Origin of the sequence: Rhodococcus globerulus, assembly GCF_019334125.1 — a bacterium.
Taxonomy (GTDB): Bacteria; Actinomycetota; Actinomycetes; order Mycobacteriales; family Mycobacteriaceae; genus Rhodococcus_F; species Rhodococcus_F globerula.
Map to the genome: position 1 here is coordinate 1,424,182 of NZ_CP079698.1, position 18,922 is coordinate 1,443,103.

Below are 18,922 nucleotides of genomic sequence, written 5' to 3' on the forward strand. Positions count from 1 at the left end.
ACAGTCAAATCTGAGTGCGCGGCACAACCGGGCAAAACCAGGCATGCTGATGCCGTGCACACATTCGAGGTCTGGGCGCCCACTCCGGAATCAGTACAGGTCGACGTCGACGGCGTAGTTCACGCGATGACACGGGATTCCGATGGTTGGTGGCGCGCCGCTGTCGATTGCACCGAGAATGCTCGCTACGGCTTTGTCGTCGAAGGGGCAACCCTTCCCGATCCGCGATCCCCGCGCCAACCCGACGGGGTTCACCAACGCTCACAACTGCATACCCTCGACCACGCTGCGTGGTCCGATAGCGCCTGGACAGGGCGTCAACTCGCAGGCTCGTCGGTCTACGAACTTCACATCGGAACCTTCACTCCCGAGGGGACATTCGACGCCGCGATCGAGCACCTCGATCACCTGGTGAATCTGGGAATCGGGTTCCTGGAGATCATGCCGGTGAACGGCTTCAACGGAACTCACAACTGGGGTTACGACGGCGTGCTCTGGTACACCGTCCACGAGGCGTACGGCGGCCCGGATGGGTTGCAGCGCTTGGTGAATGCAGCACATCAGCGCGGACTGGGCGTTCTCCTGGACGTGGTCTACAACCACCTCGGCCCGTCGGGCAACTATCTCGAACGCTTTGGCCCGTACCTCACCGACGGAGCCAACACATGGGGGCGCACCATCAATATCGGTGGTCCGCAGTCCGGTGAAGTACGCGAGTACATCATCGAGAACGCACTGCGCTGGATGCGTGAATTCCATATCGACGGCCTCCGCCTCGACGCCGTCCACGCGCTGGTCGATCACACCGGCACCCACATCCTCGAGGAACTTGCCGTCCGTACCGAAACGCTGTCCACCCATCTCGGCCGGCCGCTGACACTGATCGCCGAAAGCGACCTCAACGACGCCACCCTGATCACCGCGCGGGCGGCGGGAGGTTTCGGCCTCAGCGCACAGTGGGACGACGACATTCACCATGCAATCCACACGGCAGTCTCCGGTGAGCGTCAGGGCTATTACGCGGATTTCGGTTCACTGGAAACACTCGCGAACACGTTGCGCCTCGGTTTCTTTCACGCGGGCACGTACTCGTCATTCCGCGGACGGGTCCACGGCCGCCCCATCGACATCACGCATCAGCCGGCAAGTGCGCTGCTGGCCTACACGTGCACGCACGATCAAATCGGAAACCGTGCACTCGGAGACCGTCCGAGCGCCTACCTGACGCCAGGACAGCTGGCCGTCAAGGCCGCGCTCGTGTTGCTCTCCCCTTACACGCCGATGCTGTTCATGGGCGAAGAATGGGGTGCATCAACGCCTTTCCAGTTCTTCACCTCGCATCCGGAGCCCGAACTGGGCGAGGCCACCGCCAAGGGACGCAAAGCGGAGTTCGCGGCCCACGGTTGGAACACCGACGATATCCCGGATCCGCAAGACCCCCAGACCTTCCTGCGATCGAAACTGAACTGGGACGAACTTACCGAGCTGCCACACACTCGAATCCTGGCGTGCTACCGCGATCTGATTGCGTTGCGCGAGAGCCGAAGTGACCTCACCGACCCGTGGCTCGGGCACCTTCATGTCGACTACGACGAGGACAAGCGGTGGATAACGCTGCGCCGCGGCACCTTACAGATTGCCTGCAATCTTGGACCGGACGCGGCCCACGTCCCGGCCGGTGGAACCCCCATTCTCTGGTGGGATCGACCGACACAGGACGAGACCGCGTCCGCAACAGTGGTACCTGGATATTCGTTTGTCGTGCTGGAGAACTAACGCTTCGCGTTCTGCTGTTTCATGCGTTAACGCTTCGCGTTCTCTGGTGTACTCCGCAGCATCCGCAGAACCAGCGCCGCACAGATGAACAGTACGAGCGCTGTCGCACCGGTCGCCACATGCATACCGTCGACAAAGGCCGACTTCGCGGAATCGACCAGCACCGAGCCCGCGTCGCCAGGCAGGTGAGCGGCTTCCTGAATGGCGCCGCCGAGTGTGCCCTGCGCCGCATGCGCCTGATCCGCGTCGAGCATGGACGTGTCGATTCCCTTACGGAAAATCGCCATGACCACACTGCCGAGGATCGCGACACCGAGTGCAATACCCAGCTCGTACGCAGTTTCCGACACTGCCGAGGCTGCACCGGCTCGCTCCGGCTCAACAGAACTGACCACCAGGTCGGAGGTGAGCGTCAGTGCAACACCGACACCCGCGCCAACCAGTCCGAAGCCCGCAACGAATGCCAGTGGCCCGCTGTCGACACCGAGTGCCAGCAGCATCGCCGCGCCGATACCAGCGACAATGAGACCGGCACTGAGCACCTGCGTCACTGTCCAACGTCGAACCAGCCAGGCTGCGGCGACGGCAGTGAAAGCACTGAGCAACATGCCGGGCAGCATGAGCAGACCTGCGTCGAACGCACCGTTGCCGAGGACCAACTGCAGGTACTGCGAGCCGAAGAACAGCACACCGGCCAGCGCGAAGATCGAGAGGAGGTTCGTCAGAACCGCCGTGGTGAACGACGGGTTGGAGAACAGTTTCAGATCCAGCATCGGATCCTTCAGACTGCGCTGACGACGGACGAACGCAACACCCGCGGCAAGACCGAACGCGGCAATTCCCAGCATCGTCAGATCGATACCGTGCACCACGGATTCCTTGACCGCGTAAACCAGCGGAAGCATCGTGGCCATCGACAATGCGGCGCTGACCAGGTCGAATCGACCCGGGTTGGGATCCTTGGACTCCGGGATCAGAATCGGGCCGAGCGCGAGAAGTGCGATCATGACCGGAATGTTGATCAGGAACACCGAGCCCCACCAGAAATGCTCGAGCATCCACCCACCGATCAGTGGTCCGGCTGCCGTACCACCGCCGGCCATCGCGCCCCAGATGCCGATGGCTTCGGTGCGCTGGCGCGGGTTGACGAAAATGGTGCGGATCAGACCGAGCGTCGCGGGCATGAGCGTCGCACCGGAAATACCCTGCAGCACGCGGGCACCGATCAGCATCTCCGGACTTGTGGAAACGGCCGCGACGACCGAAGCCAGACCAAAGCCGAAAGCACCGATCAGCAACAGCTTTCGCCGTCCGATGCGGTCGCCGAGTGTACCCATCGTGATCAGGAGACCGGCAAGGATGAACGAATAGACGTCGATGATCCACAGCAACTGTGTGCTGCTCGGTTCGAGGTCCGCGCTGATGAACGGGAGCGCAAGATCGAGCACTGTGCCGTCCACCGCGATGAGCAACACGGCAAAGGCCAGGACCACCAGTCCTGCCCAGTCACGTTTTGTTGCCCGAACGTCCTCGGGATTGATTGCAGACGTGTGATCTGCCGACACTGACATGGCTCTTCTCGCAACTTTCCGTGAGTCGACTACGCATTCACTGAACAGAATTTCACTGAACCGTCCAGCCGGTACAGTGATGACAACACTAACAGTCAACCGTCTGGGCGGTAAAGTTATTTCCCGGTACAGTTTCATCACATGGCTGAAGGCACACGCGATCGCATTCTCGACGCACTGGAGAAGTTACTGCTGGTCAACGGGGTCGCACAGGTCACCCTCGAGGCAGTCGCAGCACAAGCAGGAGTGTCCAAGGGCGGGCTTCTCTACCACTTCCCGAGTAAGGAAGCTCTCCTCGCGGCCATGGTTCGCAGACTCGGCGAACGCTCCGATCAGCAACTTGCGGATGCTGTTGCCGGCGGAACCTCGGCAAGCGAGTTCTACCTCCAGATCCCGGAAGCGACCGAACACGAAGAACTATCACTTTTCCGATCGATCATCGCTGCACTACGCACTGTCGACGGACAGCACGACGAAATCCAGAAGGCCGTCACCGACGTGATGCGCAGCTGGGATCAGGGACTGCAAGCCGAGATCTCCGATCCCGTTCAAGCGGAAATCATCCGCCTCGTTGGCGATGGCCTCTACCTCGCCGCAATGCTCGGACTCCCCCAGCCCGATCCCGAACTCCATCGCCAGGTGGTCGAGCGTCTACTGCCCTGACCACCCGGCGCATGAAGTGTTATGTCAGATACCGATAAGCCGGGCTACCCGGCTCTAGTCGCTCGGACTGCATCGGCGCCCGCTCCATCCGTTCGAGCAACGACGCCAAACCGTCGGCCGAGCCCAGTTCGATACCGACCAAGGCAGCACCCGTCTCACGGTTGTTGCGCTTGACGTACTCGAACAACGCGATGTCGTCGTCCGGGCCGAGTACCTCGGACAGGAAACGACGCAACGCCCCCGGCTCCTGCGGGAAGTCCACCAGGAAGTAGTGCTTGAGACCCAGATGCACCAGCGAGCGCTCGAGGATCTCGCCGTAACGGGAAACGTCGTTGTTGCCGCCCGAGATCAAGCACACCACGGTGGAACCAGGTTCGAGCGTCAAATTCTGAAGGGCCGCAACGGAAAGCGCTCCCGCAGGTTCGGCGATGATGCCCTCGTTCTGGTAGATCTCGAGCATCGCCGTGCAGATGGCACCTTCGTCGATCTGGTTCACGACAAATGATCCGGTCCCGGGAATCGCGGACAACTGCTTGGCGACCAACGGCAACGACGCATGAGAGACCACGGCAGCGCCGAGCCTCGATACGACCTCGAACGGAACATCACCGATCCGCTTGACCGCCGCACCGTCCACAAACGGATCGACCACCGGCAGCGTCACAGGCGCACCGGCAACCAGAGCAGCTGTCATGGACGCCGCACCCGAAGGTTCGATACCCACGATCGACGTCTTCGGCGAACGCTCGTGCAGGTACGTGGCAATACCGGCGATGCACCCACCGCCACCAACCGGAACAACAATCGCGTCGAGGGGGGCGTCCAGTTGCTGCAGGATTTCGGCGGCAATAGTTCCCTGACCCGCAGCGGTACGCACATCGTCGAACGGCGGAACCATCGTGGCACCGGTCCTGGCGACATCCTCGGCCGCAGCTGCGGCAGCAGCGTCGTACGTTTCACCCACCATGAAGAGTTCGACAAAATCGCCGCCGTGAGCGCGGATTCGGTCACGCTTCTGCTTCGGAGTGTTGGCCGGAACGTAGATCCGTCCGCGGATCTGCATTGTGCGGCACGCGTACGCAACACCCTGTGCATGATTTCCGGCACTGGCCGTTACGGCACCGGCGGCTCGTTCCGCCTCCGTCAGCTGTGACATGAGGTTGTAGGCACCGCGGATCTTGTACGAGCGAACACCTTGCAGGTCCTCACGCTTGAGGTAAACCTTGGCACCGGTCAGCGCGGACAGACGCTCGCTGTACTGCAGAGGTGTAGCCGCAATAACGTTCTGAATTCGCTCGATGGCCGCGTCAATTTCCCGCGCATCGAGCGCGGGCAGAGTGGACTTGGTAGCTACGACATCGGGCGAGTTAGACACTCCGTCATTTTTGCACGTCCGAGCGCAAGGTTTCCATCGCGGTCACCTCCCCCTCATGCGCGCTGGGTGGCCGCGCGCGCTGAAACCGTCCCGTCCTCGTCAGCACGGAACAGTACGTCGTTGTAGTGACATCCCGAGGGCACCCATCGGAAGGTCTTCTCCTCGGAGAACTTGTAGTACAGAGCCCGCCGACCAGCGTCGCGACCGGTGGGCGGCGGGGTGCTGTGCATGACGTCGCCAAAATGAAGTGTGAGGTCGCCTGGCTCTGTTTCGAGCTTCGTCACCGGCAGGTTTCCTTCCTCTCCCCACTTGCGCCAATGGTTGGCGTAACGATGCGATCCCGCCAAGACCATGAGTTGACCATTCTCGGGATTTGCGTAGTCGAGCTGAATTCCGCCTTGGATGAGAGGACACAGAACCGGATGCCCACCGATACCGTCGTCGACGTGCCAGCCGAGGTCTCCGTCACCCTTGACCACGTTGGACGATTTGATGAAAACCATCGGCCCGTCCAGGCGGTCGTCACACACGCGAAAAGCTGGGTTTCCCAAGCGCGCCCACTCGGTCAGTCGAGGTTCGAAGCAAAGGTCCTGCAGCACTTGCGAATAGCGACCGAGGTAGTTGACGCGAGTAACCACTTCTTCGCCATCCGCATTGACGGACCACCACGAAAACGGATCCCCTGGGGTTGTCTTCGACCGCACGAATTCGACTTCGTCGCGCAGCGTCGAGATCTCCTCCGGCGTGTACACCCCTTTGACATGGAGGAACCCCGCCGTGGCGAGAAAATGGCGCATTTCGTCGCGATCACCGTCCGCCGGGAACCGTCGATGCAGATCGAGCGGAGTGCCGTCGCGATCGATCAACGTGTCCCAGACGGCTTCGGTGTAGATCGGTCGACCTGTTATCAATGCCCGCGTTGCCGGTTCCCATCGTTTCCAGCTCGCCACTGTGCCCCGCACAACCTTTGCCCGGCCGGTACGAACCGACCCACTGGCCGTCAGGAGTTCATGCAGAAATGCGGAGAACGTCGCCTCGTCGAGTTCGACGAGTGTCGCGGCATTCGCGTCACCTTCGACCGCTTCGATGCCGTCCGCCGTGGCGATCCACGTAAATGTCAGACCGTCTACGCGGAAGGCCAACGGGGGCACATCGGCCAAGTCGTCGACAACCAGCCTGCCGTTTTCTGCGTTCAGCGCTGGTAGCTCGACCGTATGGAACGTCTCACACGAATACCGCGGGAACGAATCCGCAATCGCTTCGACCCACGGAAGGCCGGTTCCCAGCTTGTCCGTACCCACAAGCACCCCTCTCGGCAGCATTTTCTTCGACCCGTGTTACTCTGCAACACGATTGTGTTATATAGTGACCTTAGGGTGGTTTCATGTCCTCCGTCAAGGAAATCCAGTCCGTCCATAACGCATGCCGCTTGTTCGAGGCAATCGCTCGCATGCAGCCCGTCGGAGTCAGCGACCTCGCTCGCGACATTGGGATCGACAAAAGTGCCGCGCACCGATTGGCGATCACGCTGCACTCCGCTCGGTGGCTCGAGCGCACCGAAGACGGCCGGTGGAGCATCTCGCCGGCGATACTCCCCACCTTCCGGGAGTCCGCAGCCACAACTCTTGTGACCGGTACACGCCCATTACTCGAGGCAGCTCGTGACCAATCCGGGGAAATGTCGATGCTCGTCGTGCCAGACGGCGATCGCCTGATGATCGTCGATTCCGCCGAAAGCCGACAGACTCTCAGAGCGTCCGTAACCGTGGGGACCGAGATGCCCGCGCGTACCAGTTCGGCGCTGCGCGCTATCGCCGCCCACCTACCCGCCGAAGAGGTAGAGCCGTGGCGGCGCATTGATCCCAGCCTGACCGACTCTGCCCTCGCGGCGGTCCGAGCGCGCGGCTGGGCACAGAACGACGGCGAGGGATTCGACGGCACACGAGCCGTCGGGGCTGCCTTGCGGCGCTCCGACGGCCTACCGGTTGCAGCGCTGGTGCTGTGCGCCCCGGCCAGCCGCTTTCAACCCGAGTTGATGCAGCAACACGGAGAATTGGTCGCGCGGCTTGCGGAATCCTGGCAAGCCGGACGCTGACCTACCCTCTCGGGTTGAACTGCGACGGACGCGGCACGTTCCGCAGATTCGACTTTGCCATCTGCACGGCCTCGCCGACGCCACCGTTCATCACCATCTTCGACATCGCGAGAGCGAAGCCCTTGACCTGACCACCGGTTATGTTGGGCGGCAACGACAATGCCAACGGATCCGTCACAAGATCGACCAACGCGGGACCGTCGTGATCGAGTGCCTCACGTAAACCTGATTCGATGTCAGCAGGATTCTCGATCCGTCGCGAGTAGATTCCGAGAGCGGCGGCGACGCCCGCATAGTCGACAGCGGGAACGTCGACTCCGAAATCAGGCAAGCCGTCCACCAGCATTTCGAGCTTGACCATACCGAGCGTGGAGTTGTTGAACACCACGATCTTGACCGGCAACTTGTACATCGCCACTGTCACCAACTCGCCCAACAGCATCGACAGACCGCCGTCACCGGAGACCGAAATAACCTGCCGGCCAGGACTCGCCCACTGCGCACCCATCGCGTGTGGCAACGCATTAGCCATGGAACCGTGCAGGGCCGACGACAGGAATCGCCGCGATCCGTTGGGGGTGAGATACCGCGCTGTCCACACGTTGCACATGCCGGTGTCCGCGGTGAAGATCGCATCCTCGGCGGCAAGATCGTCGAGAATCGATGCCGCGTACTCGGGGTGAATCGGGGTGCGCTGTTTCACCGGATCGGTGTACGCGCCGACAACTTTGGTCATCAATGTTCTGTGCACCTCGAGCATGTCGTCGAGGAACGCTCGATCCGACTTCCGCTCCACCTGGGGTATCAACGCTGCCAGTGTCGCAGCGACATCTCCGTGCACCGCAAGATCCAGGCTGGTTCGACGCCCCAATTTCTCTGCGGCAGAATCGATCTGAGCAGTACGAACGGTGTGCGGCAGAAACTGATCATACGGAAAGTCTGTGCCGATCAGCAGCAACAAGTCGGCCCCGTGCATACCGTCGTGCGCGGCACCGTACCCGAGCAGCCCGGTCATGCCCACGTCATACGGATTGTCGTACTGAATCCACTCCTTACCGCGGAGGGAGTGCCCGATCGGAGCGCCGACCGCCTCGGCCAGCGCGAGCACTTCGTCGCGGGCACCTCGCACGCCGGCTCCGGCAAAGATCGCCACCTTCCGCGACGCGTTGATCACATCTGCCAGGGCGCGCACGTCACCCGCGTCTGGCACCAGCGTCGGACGACGAGTTGCGACCAGCGTCGGCGGTTCACCCTCCACCGGGCAGTCCGCGATATCACCGGGGAGAACGATCACGGATACGCCGCTTCGGGCGACCGCGTGCGTGATTGCGGACTGAACAACACGCGGCGCCTGCGCCGCTGTGCTGATCAGCTCGGTATAGCTCGAACACTCGATGAAAATTCGCTCAGGATGGGTTTCCTGGAAATAACCCATACCGATCTGAGCACTCGGAATGTGCGACGCAATCGCCAGGACCGGCGCGCCCGAGCGATGTGCGTCGTAGAGCCCGTTGATCAGGTGCAGATTTCCCGGTCCACACGAGCCCGCACACACGGCCAACTCGCCGGTGATCTGGGCGTCGGCCGCAGCCGCGAACGCGGCCGCCTCCTCGTGACGAACATGAATCCAGTCGATACCACCCTTGGCAGAGCCACCGGTGCGCCGCACGGCGTCCACCACAGGATTGAGACTGTCTCCCACGATGCCGTAGATCCGGGAAACCCCGGCATCCACGAGCTGTTGAACCAACTGATCTGCAACAGATTTCGGACTCATCGGGCCTCCGTAGATCTACTTGGGTTCGAGCACGAACACCGGAATCTCTCGGTCGGTCTTCTTCTGATAGTTCGCGTAGTCGGGGAATGCCGCAACTGCGCGCTCCCACCAGATCGCCTTTTCGTCGCCCGTTACCTCACGCGCAACCATGTCGAAGACCTGCGTCGCATCGCGCAACGTGACATTCGGATTTGCCTTGACGTTGTAGTACCAGACGGGGTTCTTGGGCGCGCCTCCCAAGGACGCCACAACGGCGTACTTCCCGTCATGCTCGACACGCATCAACGGCGTCTTGCGCACCTTGCCAGACTTTGCGCCGATGGTCGTGAGGATGACAACGGCCATCCCGTTGAGTTCGTTCCCCTCGGTGCCACCGGAGCTCTCGATCTGCTCGACCTGATCTGCTGCCCACGTAGCGGGACTGGGTTCGTATTCACCTGTAATTGGCATGGGTACAAGTGAACACCGACTGTCTGACCTTGGCCACCGCAACACGCACACTGCACGGTGATCGATACAGTGATGCACCCATCAATAAAGTTCGCTTGCCCGAAACCAGCTATCTGGATACCCTTAAAGTCCAGAACGGACCACAGAGACGACAGAGACGGTAGGTGACCTCATGACAACCGCAGGTTTCGATACTCGCGTGTCACGTCGGAGCACCGACAACAGCGTCGACATCGCCGGCACACTGTGGCCGCTGTACAAACTCGAAGCGCTGGCAATCGGTCTGGTCGTCTTTGTTGCCACCCTCGCAATCACCACGTCCATGCAGCCGGCAGTCCTCATCGCCGCCGCCGCGACGGTGGTTACGTGGTGGGTTCGCAGAAATTTCTACTCCCGCAGCTAAGTCTCTCGCTTCGCTCTTTCAGGACATACACAAACGTCTCGTTCACTTGGCTTCCCAGGTGAACGAGACGTTTGTTGTATGAGGCCCTAAACCGCCAGGCAGCCAGGCCCGAGGAGCGCCTTGAGATCGCCCATCAGAGCTGACGACGGCTCTACCCGCAGAACGTCGTCGACCTTCCACATCGTGATCTCGTTGCTTCCGATCAAACGGACATGCACGTCCGACGTGCCCGGGTGGCGGGTCAGGATCTGCTTGAGCGCGCCCAACTTGTCCTTGGTGCACTGACGCAGCGGCAACGACACCGAGAGCGGTCGCGCCACGCCGATAGCCGAAAGATCCGGCACCGCAAGATCGTTGCCGATCAACGACATACGGTCATCTCGAATAGACACCCGCGCCTTCACCAGAACGATCGCATCCTCGGCGATGTCCATGCCGTACACGGCGTACGCCTGAGGGAAGAACAGCACCTCGATACCGCCGACCAGATCCTCGAGTTGCACGATGCACCAGGTGAGGCCGTTCTTGTTCACTCGGCGATCGACCGACGCAATAATGCCTCCCAATGTGACCTGCGCACCGTCTTGGACACCACCGTCGAGGATTGCGGCAATCGAGGTATCGGACTGCTGCTTGAGGATATGTTCGACGCCGTTGAGCGGGTGCCCGGAAACGTACAGCCCCAACATCTCTCGTTCGAGCGCAAGGCGGTGTTTGGTTTCCCATTCCTCTTCGGGAATGCGAACGTCGAACACCGACGCGATGGACTCGTCCACTTCGGACCCGCCGAACAGGTCGAACTGTCCGATGGCCTCCGCCTTCTTGGTGCTCATGACGGCATCGATAGCGTCGGCGTGCACCAACATCAAGCCCTTACGCGGATGTTCGAGAGAGTCGAATCCGCCTGCCTTGATGAGGGATTCAGTAACCTTCTTGTTGCACGCCATCGCATCGATCTTGCCGAGATAGTCGGAGAAGTCGGTGAACTTACCCTTCTCCGTGCGCGCTTTGATGATGGATGCCACGACATTTGCGCCCACATTGCGGACGGACCCCATACCGAAGCGGATGTCCTCCCCCACCGTCGCGAAGTCGACGCGCGACTCGTTGACGTCAGGCGGCAGCACCGTGATGCCCATCTTGCGGCAGTCGGCAAGATAGACAGCGGACTTGTCCTTGTCGTCGCCGACCGAGGTGAGTAGACCGGCCATGTACTCGGCCGGATAGTTCGCCTTGAGGTACGCGGTCCAGAACGAGACGAGACCGTAACCAGCTGAGTGCGACTTGTTGAATGCGTAGCCGGCGAACGGGAGAACGGTATCCCAGAGCGCCTTGATGGCGGCTTCGCTGAAGTTGTTGTCCAACATGCCCTGACGGAAACCGGCGTATGCCTTCTCGAGTTCGGACAGCTTCTTCTTACCCATGGCGCGGCGCAGCAAGTCGGCCTGCCCCAGGGTGTACCCGGCCACCTTCTGCGCCAGTTGCATGATCTGCTCCTGGTAGATGATCAGGCCGTACGTCTCCGAGAGGATCTCCGCGAGCGGTTCTTCCAGCTCGGGGTGAATGGGGCTGACTTCTTCGAGCGCGTTCTTACGCTTGGCGTACGAGATGTGGGCGTCCACACCCATCGGACCCGGCCGGTACAGTGCCAGTGCGGCCACGATGTCGCCGAAACCGGTGGGCTGCATCAGTTTCAGAAGCTCACGCATACCGCCACCGTCGAGCTGGAACACGCCGAGAGTGTCGCCGCGCGCCAGGAGTTCGTACGTAGCCGGGTCGTCCATCGGCAACGTGTCGAGGTCGATGTCGATACCGCGGTTGGCCTTGATGTTCTCGAGTGTGTCACCGATGACGGTGAGGTTTCGCAGACCAAGGAAGTCCATCTTGAGTAGACCGATGGCCTCACACGACGGGTAATCCCAGCCCGTGATGATCGCACCGTCCTGCGCGCGCTTCCACACCGGAATCGCATCCATCAACGGCTCGGACGACATGATCACGGCACAGGCGTGGACACCCGCGTTACGGATCAGACCCTCCAGACCCACCGCGGTCTTGTAGATCTTCGCGACGTCCGGGCTGGAGTCGATGAGCGAGCGAACCTCGGCAGCTTCCTTGTACCGCTCGTGCTTGGGATCGGTGATACCGGATACCGAGATGTCCTTGGCCATGATCGGCGGCGGCAATGCCTTGGTGATCTGGTCGGCAATAGCAAAACCGGGCTTACCGAACTGCACGCGAGCGGAGTCCTTGATGGCAGCCTTGGTCTTGATGGTTCCGAACGTGATGACCTGCGCGACGCGGTCATCGCCCCACTTCTCGGTGGCGTAACGCACCATCTCGCCGCGACGGCGATCGTCGAAGTCGATATCGATATCAGGCATCGACACGCGCTCGGGGTTGAGGAATCGCTCGAACAGCAGACCGTACGGAAGCGGGTCGATGTTGGTGATACCCATCGCGTACGCCACCAACGAACCTGCAGCGGATCCACGACCGGGTCCGACGTGGATGCCCACTTCTTTTGCATGGTTGATGAGGTCACCGACCACCAGAAAGTAGGCCGGGAAGCCCATCTCGTTGATGACGCCGATCTCGTAGTCGGCACGCGCGAGGTACTCCTCGGGCGGGCCGCTGGGGAAACGTCGATCCAAGCCGCGCATGACCTCGGCGCGCAGGAACGTCTGCTGCGTATGTCCTTCGGGTACCGGGAAGATCGGCATCCGGTCGTGGAACTTCCACACGTCCTCGTACGACTGGACGCGCTCACCGATTGTCACTGTGTTGTCGCAGGCTCCGGGAACTTCGCTGTCCCAGATAGCCCGCATCTCGGCCGCGGACTTGAGGTAGTAACCGTCGCCGTCGAACTTGAAGCGCGTGGGATCCGAGAGCGTCTTACCGGTCTGGATGCACAGCAGCGCCTCGTGGTTCTCGGCTGCGTCCTTGGTGACGTAGTGGCAGTCGTTGGTCGCGAGCGGCGGAATGCCGAGCTGCTGACCGATATTGAGCAAACCCTCACGCACCCGACGCTCGATCGAGAGACCGTGGTCCATCACCTCGAGGAAGAAATTGTCAGGGCCCCAGATTTCCTGCCACTTCGCTGCCGCTTCGAGGGCTTCACGATCATGCCCGAGTCGCAGGCGCGTCTGGATCTCACCGGACGGGCAACCCGTGGTGGCAATGATTCCCTCGGCATGCGAGGCGATGAGCTCCTCGTCCATACGGGGCCACTTGCCCAACTGGCCCTCGATGGACGCAAGCGAAGACAGTTTGAAGAGGTTGCGTAGGCCTGTCGCATTTTCCGCGACCATCGTCATGTGCGTATACGCGCCGCTACCGGAGACGTCGTCGGACTTCTGGCTGCGATCGCCCCACAACACACGCTTGGTGTTGAACCGGGATTCCGGCGCGATGTACGCCTCGATACCGATAATCGGCTTGATCCCGGCCTTGACCGCTTCGTTGTAGAACTGGCTGGCGCCGTACATGTTTCCGTGGTCGGTCATACCGACGGCGGTCATGCCGAGCCGAGTGGCCTCCTCGAACATGGCGCCGACCTTGGCCGCGCCGTCGAGCATCGAGTACTCGGTGTGATTGTGAAGATGAACGAACGAGTCAGCCACGTGCGCCTCTCTGATGTCTGGGAGCTTGGTCGAGTGTATGCCCCGCTACCGACAGAGTCGGCGGCCGATCGATGTGACCGGCAGGCGGCGCGACGATAGTTACGTGACCGGCTCCTGCTTGGACGACGTCGACCCCTGTGAACGCCGATTAGCGCGGACGATGTCTGTCGTGAAGATCACCAGTGCCAGCCAGATCAAGGCAAACCCGATCCACCGCGACGCGGGCATGTCCTCACGCATCACCGCGACGCCCCACAACATCTGCAGCGCCGGTGTCAGGTACTGCAACATGCCCATTGTGGAGAGTTTCACTCGCTGCGCGGCAACACCGAACAGCAACAGCGGCAATGCCGTCACGGGGCCGGCCGCCATGAGGAGCAGGCTTTGGCCGGTGCCGCCGGAGACAAAAGCACCGGCGCCGGTCAGACCGAGAAATACGAGATATCCCACCGCGAACGGAGCGGCGACGACGCCCTCAGCCGTCAAGCTGGTTCGTGGGTCGAGCGGAACCACCTTCTTGATCAGTCCGTACGTCGCAAAAGACCCCGCCAGGACGAGTGCCACGATCGGCGGTTTGCCGTAATCGATGGTGATCACCACCACCGCTGTTGCAGCCAGCGCCAGCGCCACGATCTGAGCGCGTCGAAGCCGCTCTCGGAAGATCACCACACCGAGCAGGACAGTCACCAACGGGTTGATGAAATATCCGAGCGCGGCTTCCACCACTCGCCCCGACGCCACCGCGTAGATGTAGGTTCCCCAGTTGACAGCGATTGCCGCCGAGGCTGCCGTCACCAGCAACCACGTACGCCCGCTGATGCCGCGAAGCGAGGCAAGTCGACCGAGAACCGCCAACACGATCAGCATCAGCACGAGTGTCCACACCACTCGATGAGCAAGAATTTCGAGCGGGTCGGCAAAATCGAGCAAACCGAAGAACGCGGGGAATGCGCCCCAGATCAGGAAGGCGCCGGCACCGAACGCGATGCCCGAACTCGAACCGGACCTGGTCACTTTCGACAGCGTGATCTCGCGTCCGTCATCGGTGCTCATGGAACTGGTCCGTCATCCGGTCCTACCCGAACCACGTCCACATACTCCGGCAGCAGCGGCCGAACCGCTGCGCGCCACGGAGTGCCGTCTTCCGGCAAGGCTTCGAGCGCTCGGATCGATGGAGTACCTGCCAATGTCGCAAGTTCCTGCGCAGTGCCGTGCACTACCGCGCCGATCGCACACGCGCACCCCTGCGACAACAGCCGACTCGACACTTCCGCGACGCGTTTCTGCCGTTCGTCGACCCCCGTCATGGCGGCGAGTCGCGTCGCCGCAGCTCCAGGTGCCCGTCGAATCGCGTCGTTGTTGTCCGGTACTGCAATCGCGACCATCGGAGTCTGAACCCGATCCAACGGCACTCGGAACAACACCTCGGACACCCGAACTCCCGGGGTGGCCGCGATAACGTCGTCGGCAGTCATCGGAGCGGCAAATGATGCGAGGGCCCACGCCGAGCCCTCGACCGCGTCGAGTGATTCTCGCGCACGGTCGAGATAATCGGATACCAGTTCACCACTGTCCGGGCCGAGCGAATCGGTTCCCACCGGCGGGGTGGGAACCGGATTCAGCAGGCCGGCTCCAACGACGAGCGCAACAACTGCGATTCCCGCCAGCGCGGAACCGACTGCTCGCGCGCTCATGCGGATCGAAGAACCTCTAGCGCATGTTCGAGGTCTTTCGGGTACTTGCTCTTGATCTCGACCCAGCGCCCGTCCGCCGGATGTGCAAACCCGAGTGACACTGCATGAAGCCACTGCCGCTCGAGTCCCAACCGCTCGGCGAGGCGGGGGTCCGCTCCGTACGTCAAGTCGCCACAGCACGGGTGGCGCAGCGCGGAGAAATGCACCCGAATCTGGTGTGTCCGCCCCGTTTCGAGGTGCACATCCAACAGACTTGCCGCCTGAAATGCCTCGATAGTGTCGTAATGCGTGACGCTTGCCTTACCGTCGGCGGTCACGGCAAAACGCCAGTCGTTCCCGTGGTGCCGCCCGATCGGAGCGTCGATCGTTCCGCTACTCGGGTCCGGGTGCCCCTGGACCAGCGCGTGGTACCTCTTGTCGATAGTGCGCTGCTTGAAGGCCCGCTTGAGTACGGTGTACGCCCGCTCGGACGTCGCAACGACCATGACACCGGACGTCCCGACATCAAGTCTGTGAACGATGCCTTGACGCTCGTGCGCGCCCGACGTCGAAATCCGGAAACCTGCAGCGGCCAGGCCGCCGATGACCGTCGGACCCGTCCACCCCACACTCGCGTGCGCGGCAACGCCGACCGGCTTGTCCACGGCAACAACGTCGTCGTCCGCGTAGAGAATTTCCATGCCCTCGACGGGAGTGGCTTCCACGGTCAGCGGACGCGGCGGCTCGGGCAGTACAACTTCGAGCCACGAACCCGCGGTCAACCGATCGGACTTCCCGACAGCTACACCGTCGAGCAGTACCGAACCTTCTTCTGCAAGGGTGGCCGAGACGGTTCGAGAGAGACCGAGTAGTCGTGCCAATCCGGCGTCGACACGCATCGCGTCGAGTCCGTCCGGTACCGGCATCGAACGCGATTCCCTCATTTGCTCTCCCCCGTGACCTTGTCACTGCCCGGGCACTCGCCCGTGTCCTTGTCACTGCCCGGGCCCTCGCCCGTGTCCTTGTCACTGCCCGGGCCCTCGCCCGTGTCCTTGTCACTGCCCGGGCCCTCGCCCGTGTCCTTGTCACTGCCCGGGCCCTCGCCCGTGTCCTTGTCACTGCGCAGGCGCTCGCCGTTGGGTTCGAACCCGAACAGCGTCAAGACGACCAACAGGATTGCACCGCACACGATCGCAGAATCAGCGATGTTGAACACAGGCCACCAACCGATGGACATGAAGTCGACGACGTGTCCGCGCATGAAACCCGGGGCGCGGAACAATCGGTCGATGAGGTTGCCGAGTGCGCCGCCGAGCACCAGACCCAGACCCAGCGCCCACCAGGGTGACCGCAGAGTGCGACCGATCTTGATCACTCCGATCACGACGCCGATTGCAACCAACGTGAGGATCCACGTCATCGACGTTGCCATCGAGAATGCGGCTCCGGGATTGCGGACCAACGTGAAAGTGACGACGTCGCCGATGATTTCGATCGGCTTGCCGGGCGTGATCGCCGCAACAGCCCAGATCTTGGTCAAGACGTCCGCGATCAGGATGACTGCCGCGATGGCGATCAGCATCGCCAACCGTTTTGGCCGTGTCGGTGATGCGGACTTCGACAAATCGGTAATCGGCTGATCCTCCGCGCTGAGATCTCGGTCTGGGTGGTCTGTACTCACGCCCACCATCATCCCCTATGTCTGCTGCTCTGCACGCACGCGCTCCCCGACCCGACCGGGCACTCCGGCGAAGCGGTTAGCCTGGAGCGCGTGCCACAGTTGTCTATCTCCGGCCGGCGCGTTCCGTATGTGTTCGCCGCCGCCCTTGCTCTCGTCACCGTTCTCACCTCATGCGGCGACGCCGAGCAGTCGCCTGATACGCCTTCGGCGACTCCAGCCGAGTTCACCGTCCCAGTCACCGCTGCGACCGTCGAGGTGCTCGATGCCGGAAGTGAGCCCAGGCAAAGCCTGCGGATGAACCTGCCGGCCGGAACCACTCAGGCAACAACCCTGGTGACGTCGACCGATGTGCGCCAGCAGATCGACCAGCAGCCGGTTCAGGACATTTCCTCGCCTGAAGTGACCATTCCGCTCAATGCCGTCGTGGCGACGGCCGCCACTCCCCAGAATCCGACAACCGTGGTTGATCTCACCCTGTCTGGCATGACTACGCCGGACGAGACGCTCCAAGCCGCCCTCGGTGGCGCCGAAGGGTCAGGAGCCGGGTTGACCTTTACAGAATCCGGTGCTGTCACGGCGCTGCGCTTACGCCCGTCGGCCGGGTCGGCAAATGCGGCCCGCGCGGCAATCGAACAGGCCTTCGGCCAAGCGGTATATCGTGCAGTTGCACTACCGACAGAGCCCGTCGGAGTCGGTGCCCGGTGGACGGTGAAGCAAGACGTCAGTAGCGAGATCCAACTCGATCAGACAACCACCGTCACCGTGACCGCGCGTGACGGCGACCGTCTCACCCTCGCCGTAGAACTGTCACAGACTCCGCAGAGCAACATCTGGAATCTCGCGGGCGGGGCGGGCACTCTCGACATCGATCAGTACGTCATGGCCGGGTCGGGAACCATGATCGTCGACCTGAATCTGCCGCTCCCCGTCAGCGGCGAACTTTCGGTCGGCGGCGACCAGGCTTACAGCGACCCGGACGGCACATCGGTCATCCGACAGAGCATTACCAACAACATTCGGTGGACATCGTGATGTCGCGTCGCGCTGTCGCCGGGCTCAGCGTGGTGACCGTTCTCCTCGTCGGCGGATGCGGAACCGAAACATCTTCTCCCACAGCATCGGATGCCTCCCCGGTACCCGATGTTGCCCTCGCTCCGTTCAGCACTGCGCCTGTCCCGACCGGCCTCACCGGCACTCCCCTGGACAAAGCAGCGCTGACGCAGACCGTACTCACACTCAGCGAGCTACCAGCTGGTTTCGACATCGTGCCGGATCCGGTCGAGGATCTGGGCCTCGCTCCCGCACCCGCTACATCGGAGTCCGACAAGTCCAGCACCAACCCCGCCGCTTGTGCCGGCGTGCTCGCACCGATCGCCACCCAGGTTCCGGGTTCCGTGGCCTCGATCTCGAAGATGTTCACCGGACCCGATTTCACGAGCATCGATCAGGACAGCGCCTCGTACGCCGACGGCGCCGCGGCCACAGCAGCATTCGAGAGTATGCAGGCCACGGTTGCCGGATGCAGCGAATTCTCGGGTACCGACGCCGACGGCATCGATATCACCTATCAAGTCGGCGCGGGACATCAGCCGACCGTCGGCGACGCGTCGTTCTCCTACCGAATCACGACGGCGAGTGAAGGATTCACACTTGTCGCCGATGTAGTCGTCGCGGCAGTGGGACCCAACCTGACTCAACTCTCCGCCACCGCGCCGACGCCCATCGCGCCCGAGGTTCTGGGATCGATGGCCAGCACGGCTGTGGAGCGTCTACACACTCCGTCCTCGTAATCACTTCAGCCGGAGACACTCTCGCGAGCCCCCCAGACTCCGTCC

At 62.0% G+C, this 18,922-nt stretch carries 16 protein-coding genes; 6 read left to right on the forward strand and 10 right to left on the reverse strand.

Going from position 1 to position 18,922, the window contains the following annotated elements:
• The first annotated feature begins 54 nt into the window (after positions 1–54).
• The gene (gene treZ / locus KYT97_RS06320; protein WP_219111940.1) at positions 55–1,776 is read left to right on the forward strand and encodes a malto-oligosyltrehalose trehalohydrolase; all 1,722 of its coding nucleotides are present in this window, start codon (positions 55–57) and stop codon (positions 1,774–1,776) included.
• Between the two features lie 26 nt (positions 1,777–1,802).
• Here the strand turns inward: treZ and KYT97_RS06325 are convergent, their stop codons facing one another.
• Positions 1,803–3,347, reverse strand: coding sequence for an MFS transporter (locus KYT97_RS06325; RefSeq protein ID WP_033230978.1), 1,545 nt, complete (start codon positions 3,345–3,347; stop codon positions 1,803–1,805).
• 141 nt (positions 3,348–3,488) lie between these two features.
• Between KYT97_RS06325 and KYT97_RS06330 the strand changes: the two genes are divergently transcribed.
• Positions 3,489–4,010 carry a TetR/AcrR family transcriptional regulator gene (locus KYT97_RS06330; protein ID WP_033230979.1) on the forward strand — a complete coding sequence of 174 codons (522 nt, stop codon included), beginning with the start codon at positions 3,489–3,491 and terminating at the stop codon, positions 4,008–4,010.
• 19 nt (positions 4,011–4,029) lie between these two features.
• On the opposite strand, the gene ilvA is transcribed toward KYT97_RS06330, so the two are convergent.
• Positions 4,030–5,385 (reverse strand): threonine ammonia-lyase IlvA, encoded by a 1,356-nt coding sequence (ilvA, locus tag KYT97_RS06335; RefSeq protein ID WP_033230980.1) that lies wholly within the window; start codon positions 5,383–5,385, stop codon positions 4,030–4,032.
• Between the two features lie 53 nt (positions 5,386–5,438).
• Positions 5,439–6,686: a phytanoyl-CoA dioxygenase family protein gene (locus tag KYT97_RS06340; RefSeq protein WP_219111941.1), complete on the reverse strand. Its 1,248-nt coding sequence runs from the start codon at positions 6,684–6,686 to the stop codon at positions 5,439–5,441.
• Positions 6,687–6,769: 83 nt separating this feature from the next.
• Between KYT97_RS06340 and KYT97_RS06345 the strand changes: the two genes are divergently transcribed.
• Positions 6,770–7,480 carry an IclR family transcriptional regulator gene (locus tag KYT97_RS06345; protein WP_045070273.1) on the forward strand — a complete coding sequence of 237 codons (711 nt, stop codon included), beginning with the start codon at positions 6,770–6,772 and terminating at the stop codon, positions 7,478–7,480.
• A 1-nt stretch (position 7,481) separates the two neighbouring features.
• On the opposite strand, the gene KYT97_RS06350 is transcribed toward KYT97_RS06345, so the two are convergent.
• Both KYT97_RS06350 and KYT97_RS06355 read right to left on the reverse strand, forming a co-directional pair.
• Complete coding sequence (locus KYT97_RS06350; RefSeq protein ID WP_095886493.1) at positions 7,482–9,257, reverse strand: pyruvate dehydrogenase; 1,776 nt, start codon at positions 9,255–9,257, stop codon at positions 7,482–7,484.
• A 15-nt stretch (positions 9,258–9,272) separates the two neighbouring features.
• Entirely contained in the window at positions 9,273–9,707 is a 435-nt protein-coding gene (locus KYT97_RS06355; protein ID WP_033230984.1) for a nitroreductase family deazaflavin-dependent oxidoreductase, read from the reverse strand.
• A 172-nt stretch (positions 9,708–9,879) separates the two neighbouring features.
• Between KYT97_RS06355 and KYT97_RS06360 the strand changes: the two genes are divergently transcribed.
• Positions 9,880–10,110 (forward strand): hypothetical protein, encoded by a 231-nt coding sequence (locus tag KYT97_RS06360; RefSeq protein ID WP_033230985.1) that lies wholly within the window; start codon positions 9,880–9,882, stop codon positions 10,108–10,110.
• 86 nt (positions 10,111–10,196) lie between these two features.
• Here the strand turns inward: KYT97_RS06360 and dnaE are convergent, their stop codons facing one another.
• The 5 genes from dnaE to lspA all read right to left on the reverse strand — a co-directional run bounded on the left by dnaE (position 10,197) and on the right by lspA (position 17,087).
• Positions 10,197–13,733: a DNA polymerase III subunit alpha gene (gene dnaE / locus KYT97_RS06365; protein ID WP_033230986.1), complete on the reverse strand. Its 3,537-nt coding sequence runs from the start codon at positions 13,731–13,733 to the stop codon at positions 10,197–10,199.
• Positions 13,734–13,832: 99 nt separating this feature from the next.
• Positions 13,833–14,786 (reverse strand): EamA family transporter RarD, encoded by a 954-nt coding sequence (rarD, locus tag KYT97_RS06370; RefSeq protein ID WP_045070278.1) that lies wholly within the window; start codon positions 14,784–14,786, stop codon positions 13,833–13,835.
• The gene (locus KYT97_RS06375; protein ID WP_095886495.1) at positions 14,783–15,427 is read right to left on the reverse strand and encodes a hypothetical protein; all 645 of its coding nucleotides are present in this window, start codon (positions 15,425–15,427) and stop codon (positions 14,783–14,785) included. Before KYT97_RS06375 ends, rarD begins: the two co-directional genes overlap by 4 nt.
• Positions 15,424–16,350: an RluA family pseudouridine synthase gene (locus tag KYT97_RS06380; protein ID WP_045070283.1), complete on the reverse strand. Its 927-nt coding sequence runs from the start codon at positions 16,348–16,350 to the stop codon at positions 15,424–15,426. The genes KYT97_RS06375 and KYT97_RS06380 overlap by 4 nt, the downstream gene beginning before the upstream one ends.
• Entirely contained in the window at positions 16,347–17,087 is a 741-nt protein-coding gene (gene lspA, locus KYT97_RS06385) for a signal peptidase II (protein ID WP_342393907.1), read from the reverse strand. Before lspA ends, KYT97_RS06380 begins: the two co-directional genes overlap by 4 nt.
• Positions 17,088–17,177: 90 nt before the next feature.
• On the opposite strand from lspA, the gene KYT97_RS06390 reads away from it, so the two are divergent.
• Positions 17,178–18,119, forward strand: coding sequence for a hypothetical protein (locus KYT97_RS06390; protein WP_051730192.1), 942 nt, complete (start codon positions 17,178–17,180; stop codon positions 18,117–18,119).
• The gene (locus KYT97_RS06395; protein WP_219111943.1) at positions 18,119–18,877 is read left to right on the forward strand and encodes a sensor domain-containing protein; all 759 of its coding nucleotides are present in this window, start codon (positions 18,119–18,121) and stop codon (positions 18,875–18,877) included. The genes KYT97_RS06390 and KYT97_RS06395 overlap by 1 nt, the downstream gene beginning before the upstream one ends.
• Positions 18,878–18,922: the final 45 nt, after the last annotated feature.